Below are 6718 nucleotides of genomic sequence, written 5' to 3'. Positions count from 1 at the left end.
TACTTTTTCTTGCCATTGCGTTTCTTGCGTACGCGGGGCGAGCCAATGACAATCTTGAGGCGAGTACCACCTATGACTCGCTGGACTGTTTTCCCCCACCAGGTGAGCAGGTGCATTGCATACAAACGGTTATAGCACGTCAATGCAGTCAGCTCATTGAGGATACGGCTTTTTTCTTTCTTGCTTGCTGCACGGTAGCGTCCTGCTGTTTCAGCGATGACCCGATGTCGTTCTTTCATACTGAGCCCCATATTCTGCCTCCAGACCATATGCTGGAGTGTAATTTGGGTTAGATTTTATGATGAGGCATCGGTATTGTTTCGCTTAGATTTTCGATGAGGCAATGCGCACTGTTGTAAAACCTGATATAGCGGGACACACCCAGTTTCAGCTCTGCGAGCGTCCGGTAGTCTTTGATATAGATGTCTTCGTATTTCAAAGACCTCCAGAATCGTTCCACAATGATGGTATCCAGCGCTCGGTTCACACTATCCATACTGATCTGTATTCCATGGGCTTCCAGGATTGCGAGAAACGCATCAGAGGTGAACTGACTCCCTTGACCGTATTGAAAATGCCAGGCACTCCATAGCGCGCAATCGCTTCTTCTGGCCGGTAATAGAATGTTGAACGACTCACTCCCAGAAGCTCACATTGCCGGCCAATGGAAAGTTCAGGATGCTCCGGCTCTATCGCTTCGGTTCGCTCCCATACAGCCGTCTGTAGTTTTTTTAGAAACTCGTTCTCTACTTGCAGCTGACCAATTTGACGGAACAACTCATCCTGCGTGCGCTCTGCTGCTTCGGCTTCTTTATCCTTCCCTTCTTTTTCAAAGATCATGGATGCGCGCTCAACAAGCTGTTTCTTCCACAACGCAATCATATTCGGATGGACCGCATAGATCGTTGCCAACTCTTGCAATGTCTTCTCGCCTTTCAAGGCTTCCAAAGCCACTTTTGCTTTGAACTCTTTGTCATACCGCTTCCGTATAGTGCTACTCTATGCCTCCTTGTCGTTCTTTCACAAGGAGCAGCGGTCCACTTTATTTTCTATTTTTATCTGTCCAGTTTTCGCTGCTCATTATAATTGCCTGCAGACTCTTTTTCTATGTCACTCGATGAGAGTATTGTATGTATAGGGTTTCGAAAAACGGTATCAGGAGGTTTCATTTTGAACAATGAAGAAGTTGTTGGACACACACCATCAAACAGAATGAATCCCGAGGTAGATGCGTATTTAAGGGACACCAAGAAGTGGCAGGAAGAATTGGCGAAATTGAGAACGATTGTTCTTGACTGTCACCTGACCGAAGAATTGAAGTGGGGAGTCCCTTGCTACATGTTTCAGGACAGGAACATAGTGTTGATACACACATTCAAAGACTACTGCGCGCTTTTGTTTTTCAAAGGCGCCTTGTTAAAGGATGACAAGGGTATTCTCATCCAGCAAACGGGGAATGTGCAGGCTGGACGCCAGATTCGGTTCACCAATGTTCGAGAAATAGTTGAGATGGAACCCATCTTGAAAGCCTACATCAATGAAGCCATCGAAGCGGAAAAGGCCGGCTTAAAAGTGCCTTTTAAAAAGACTGCGGAATTCATCATTCCCGAAGAATTTCAAAAGAAACTGGATGAAATTCCTGCCTTGAAAACCGCTTTTGATGCACTGACGCCTGGACGGCAAAGAGCATACATACTTTATTTTTCTGCGCCTAAACAATCCAAAACTCGAGCGTTAAGGGTCGAAAAATGTATCCAGCAAATTCTCAACGGTAAGGGACTAAATGAGGGGGAATGAAATTGATTTGAGAATTGCGAAAGGATATGCTCAAAATGAACCAGATCGATCAGATCAAGGAGTTGCAGCGGCAAGGTCTATGTTGGCCGAACACAAACCTAACGCTGCTATGGCAGTATAAATTCCAAGTAGTTAGCCGGATGAATCACCGTAAATGTGGCATCTGGATAGTTCTCCGTCCAGGTTGCGGGAGGCCGAACCGCCTTATTGTGCGACCACTTAAACTCATAGCCGAATAAATTCCCGCTATGTTCCTCAATCAAATCGATCTCCTGCTGTCGGTAGTTGCGCCAAAAATACATATTTGCATACAGAGAGTAATAGGTGCGGTACTTGAGGCGTTCAACGAGCATAAAATTTTCCCACAATTGCCCCTGGTCATTGCGTTGGTCCAGGCTGTTAAATTGAGCAATCACCGCATTGCGGATGCCATTATCCAAAAAATAATACTTGGATTTATTGGTTACTTCCTGGCGAAGATTGCGGCTGAAGCCATTCAAACGGTGGATCACAAAGGCTTTTTCAAGCAAATCCAGATACCGTTTGACTGTTTTGACATCCACACTCAATTGGGTTGCCAATTCAGTGAGTGCAACTTCGCTCCCAATCTGAAAAGCAAGCAGCTTTAAAAGATCCAGCAGGGTGCGGGAATTTTTGATCCGATCCAGGGCAAGAATGTCTTTGAGCAGGTATGCATTGGCAATTTCGGTCAAAATATCGATCCTCGTACGCTGATTGGGAGCTTGTAGCACTTCGGGGTACGTTCCAAAAATTAAAAAATCCTCCAATTTTTCACGCAATTCAAAACGATTGTAAACCGATAATAATTCTGACTGTGCCATTGCGTACAAATTGAGGGTTGTTTTGCGGCCGGTTAAGGGTTCGCCTATCTGTCCGGTCAGTTCAAATGACGACGAACCCGTCACAATTACTTTAATGCCCGGAATCTGATCTACGATAATTTTTAAGCCCATCCCGATGTTGGGAATGTTCTGGGCTTCGTCAATGGCGAGCAGTTCATAGCCTTCTACATACGATAGGATTTGAGCAAAATCCTGGGAACTCAGGATTTGCTGGGTACGGATATTATCTCCAGAGTCAAGTTTGTATTTGAGTGGTGTCTGCTTGAGATAATTTTGCAGCAGGGTAGTTTTCCCAACCCGTCGTGGGCCGTAAATAACCAGTACTTTATTGGGGCTGAGATATTGATCTAAAGGTTCGTACTCGCGTTTGAACATGTATTTATTATATGCCGCCATGGGCTATTTGTCAAATGCAGGGAATATGGCTGACTATTTTGATGTAAAATACTAACATTACTATTCCCTGTTTTTGCATTTAAAACAGGGAGAAAAAATCAAATATGCAGCAACTATTGTGTTCCCCTCTTAGTTCAGGTCCTGCATAATAGAACGTTGCGAGTCTGCATTTCCTGCACTTGACAATGCTCTATAATGTGCTACCATTAGTAAACCGGTTAAACAACGCGGTTTTTCGAAAATTATAAAGGAGGAAGACAGTATGAAACGAATTGCATTGGCTTTCATGGTTTTGATGGCTGCGACTGCAGCATTTGGCGCGGGCAAACTCACGCTCATGCAGAATAAGCCCGAAATCGACGCCCAGATCAAGGCATATGCAGCCGAATGGGGCAAGAAGAACAATGTAACAGTCGTTATCAAATCCATCGGCGGTACTTCGGGCGGCATGGGGCCTCAGCTCAAAGCAGATTACGCGGCAGGCGATATGCCGGATATTTTTGCTTTCGACGGGCTCGAGTCATACAAGGAATGGGAAGGCGTTATCCTCGATCTTTCGAAGGAGCCATGGGTTTCCAAGACCTCTGTCGCGTTCAAGTACAATGGCAAAGTGTATGGCTTCCCTGTAGCGGTTGAAGGATGGGGCATGGCATACAATGCCGATCTGCTCGCAAAGGCAGGAATCGATCCAAAGACGCTCACCAATTACGATGCCTACAAGAAAGCCTTCGAGAAACTCGACTCGATGAAGAAGGAGCTTGGCATCAACTCGGTGGTTTCGATGGCTGCATCTGTCGAAATGGGCTGGGTTACCGCGCACCACAACTTCAATTCCCTGCTTTCGAATGGATTGCCCTATGGTGATCTCTCCGTGGTGAACGATCTGCTCGCTGGCAAAGTCGATATGCAGCGCCTGCAGGAATATGCGGACTGGGTTGAGCTCTTGTTCAAGTATGCCGACAAGACGGTGCTTCTTACCGGCAACTATGATGCGCAGGTTGGCGCTTTCGCGACTGGCAAGGCAGTCTTCCTTCATCAGGGCAACTGGGTCGATCCCAACCTCAAGGCTGCAAATGCGACCTTCAAGATGGCCTTTGCGCCCCATGGATCGATGAAAAAAACGACTGACGGCATTTTCGTCGCCGCTCCTTCGTTCTATGCGATCAACAAGGATTCGAAGAATGTGGCTCTTGCCAAGAAATTCCTGAATGATCTTGTAACCACACCCGAAGGCCACACGTACATGGTCAAGGACGCCGGCATGATTCCCGCTTTCTCCGGCATCAATCTCAATCCTGAAGGGCAGCTTTCCAAATCTGTTCAGCAGTGGTCAGCAGCTGGCAAGGTGTACAGCTGGAATCAGTACTATTTCAGCGGCGACTTCAGAGACAAAGTCCTTACCCCGATTTACAACCAGTTTGCGGCTGGCAGCATCACAAAGGCCCAGTTTGTCGACCTAATGGCAAAAGCCTTCAAAGACAACGCGAAAAAGTAACCTGTGCACATCAAGGATTGTGCGTGTTGAAAAGAGCCGCTTGCGTCACTATGATGGATGCAAGCGGCTTTTCTGTATCATCGAAATACACAGGATGGTGAATTGCTGAGGGGGCCATATGACAAAAAAAACAGAATCATCGCTTGTTTTTTGGGTATTTCTGGCGCCGGTGCTTTTTGCGTTTATCATGGTGATGGTTATCCCGTTTTTCCTGGGGTCATACTATGCCTTTACAAACTGGTCTTCTTCGGCGCGGGTCGATGGCGGTCTGCGCTTTGTGGGCTTGCAGAACTTTGCAGAGAGCTTCCGTGATCCTGCATTTCTGTATTCCTTCGGCATAACATTTGCCTACACTATCCTGAACATGATCGCGATCAATGTGGTAGCATTCGCGCTGGCGCTTCTAGTGACAGGCGAGCTTCGGCTCAAGAATGTCTATCGAGTGGGCTTTTTTGTGCCGAATCTCATTGGCGGCCTCATTCTCGGTTATATTTGGCAATTCATATTCAACAATGCCATTCCCTCTTTAGGGCGAATCATACCTGTGCTGGGTTTCCTCGCAAATCCCGGCAATCTTATGCTCTCAAAAAACACATCAGCGCTTGCGGCGATGATAGTCGTCGGCACCTGGCAATATGCTGGCTACATCATGATGATATATGTTGCGGCTATCGAAAACATTCCGCAGGAGTTGCTCGAAGCCGCGAAAATCGATGGAGCGACGCCATGGATTCGCCTCAAGTCGATTACGATTCCTCTCTGCGCTCAAGCATTTACGGTGACTATGTTTCTGACACTCGTGAATTCCTTCAAGCAGTTCGATGTGAATGTGTCGCTGACGAGCGGCGGCCCTTCGACCATGCTGATGGGGCAGCCGATTCTAGGCACTGAACTGCTCGCGCTCAACATTTACAATACCGCGTTCATCTCGAATAAGCTTTCAGTGGCGCAGGCGCGGGCATTTGTGTTCTTCTTCGTGCTGGCGATCATCTCGATCATTCAGGTGTATGTGAACAAGAAAAGGGAGATCGAGCTATGAAACAACTGCGCTCAAGAAAGCCTGGCATGATTGTCGCAGAAATTGTGACGGCGCTGCTATTTATCCTTTTTCTGTTTCCATTCGTGCTTGTACTCCTTAATTCAGCCAAAACTTCTTTTGAGGTGACGCAGTATCCCCTGGCATGGCCAAGTCGCTGGGGGAACATAATCGACAATGTTGTAAAAATATGGACGAGCGAATCGGTGCGCTATCCGAGCTCACTTCTGACCAGTACTATCGTCACCGTGGTTTCGCTGGTGCTGATCAATTTGTTTTCCGCCCAAGCCGGGTGGGTGCTTGTACGGACAAAATCCAGGATTTCTTCGATCATATTTTTTATTTTTGTCGCTTCGATGGTGATACCCTTCCAGATCGTCATGTTTCCGCTCTTGTCGTGGTTCCGCACAGTGACCGTTGCGACCGGTATCCGCCTGCTGCGCACCTATCAGGGAATTATTCTTGCCTATATAGGCTTTGGTGCGCCGCTTTCGATTTTTATGTTCCATGGCTTCATCAAGAGTATCCCGCTGGAGCTCGAAGAAGCGGCGACTATCGATGGTTGCAAAAAATACCAGATTTTCTACAGAATCATTTTCCCGATACTGACGCCCATTCAAGCCACAGTGCTGGTTCTGAACGGCATCTGGATATGGAATGACTATTTGCTCCCGTTGCTTGTGCTGGGCAAGGGCAACGATATCATGACAATTCCGCTTGCGGTTTCCAATTTTGCCGGAGCCTTCGTGAAGCAATGGGATCTTATTCTCACAGCCATTCTGATGGCGATGGTGCCGGTGATTATTTTCTTTTTGTTCGCGCAGAAATATATTGTGAAAGGCATGGTGGCGGGCGCCATAAAATAGCGATTGATGTCGAATTCAGGACAGCAGCATGCGATAGCACGCGGCGCCCTCATTGCCAGGCTGCAGGGATTTCGATAATATGCGGCCCATGAAAGTTTTGCAGCCTAAACACAAGATCGAGCACGCGACGCCTGCATTTATATTTCTTTCGGTTATATATGCAACATTGCTCATCATTTCGAATATCACGGTAGTCAAGCTTGTCAAAGTCGGGCCATTTCTTCTGACAGCCGCCTTTTTTACCTATCCAGCTGTCTATGTTATT

Annotated in this window: 5 protein-coding genes and 2 pseudogenes; 4 read left to right on the top strand and 3 right to left on the bottom strand. The window is 47.0% G+C overall.

The annotated features are described in order from the left end of the window. Positions 1-239: pseudogene (locus GAP13_RS12275) on the bottom strand (integrase catalytic domain-containing protein); the annotation flags it as partial. Positions 240-349: 110 nt separating this feature from the next. Continuing rightward, positions 350-609 (bottom strand): annotated as a pseudogene (locus GAP13_RS13375) (integrase core domain-containing protein); the annotation flags it as partial. A gap of 561 nt (positions 610-1170) precedes the next feature. Here GAP13_RS13375 and GAP13_RS12260 point away from each other — a divergent pair. Beyond that, a complete protein-coding gene (locus GAP13_RS12260) occupies positions 1171-1797 on the top strand; it encodes a YdeI/OmpD-associated family protein (protein ID WP_222126219.1) in 627 nt (208 codons plus the stop codon). A gap of 107 nt (positions 1798-1904) precedes the next feature. Here the strand turns inward: GAP13_RS12260 and GAP13_RS12255 are convergent, their stop codons facing one another. Continuing rightward, the gene (locus GAP13_RS12255) at positions 1905-3035 is read right to left on the bottom strand and encodes an ATP-binding protein (RefSeq protein WP_158908584.1); all 1131 of its coding nucleotides are present in this window, start codon (positions 3033-3035) and stop codon (positions 1905-1907) included. Positions 3036-3318: 283 nt separating this feature from the next. On the opposite strand from GAP13_RS12255, the gene GAP13_RS12250 reads away from it, so the two are divergent. From GAP13_RS12250 to GAP13_RS12240, 3 genes are all read left to right on the top strand, one after another. Next, on the top strand, positions 3319-4551 hold the full coding sequence (locus GAP13_RS12250; RefSeq protein ID WP_158908583.1) for an ABC transporter substrate-binding protein: 1233 nt from the start codon (positions 3319-3321) through the stop codon (positions 4549-4551). A gap of 118 nt (positions 4552-4669) precedes the next feature. Next, positions 4670-5590: a carbohydrate ABC transporter permease gene (locus tag GAP13_RS12245; protein WP_158908582.1), complete on the top strand. Its 921-nt coding sequence runs from the start codon at positions 4670-4672 to the stop codon at positions 5588-5590. After that, positions 5587-6453 (top strand): carbohydrate ABC transporter permease, encoded by an 867-nt coding sequence (locus GAP13_RS12240; RefSeq protein WP_158908581.1) that lies wholly within the window; start codon positions 5587-5589, stop codon positions 6451-6453. The genes GAP13_RS12245 and GAP13_RS12240 overlap by 4 nt, the downstream gene beginning before the upstream one ends. Positions 6454-6718 lie beyond the last annotated feature (265 nt).

Origin of the sequence: Rectinema subterraneum, assembly GCA_009768935.1 — a bacterium.
Lineage (GTDB): Bacteria > Spirochaetota > Spirochaetia > Treponematales > Rectinemataceae > Rectinema > Rectinema subterraneum.
This window is presented reverse-complemented; position numbering and strand designations above follow the sequence as displayed.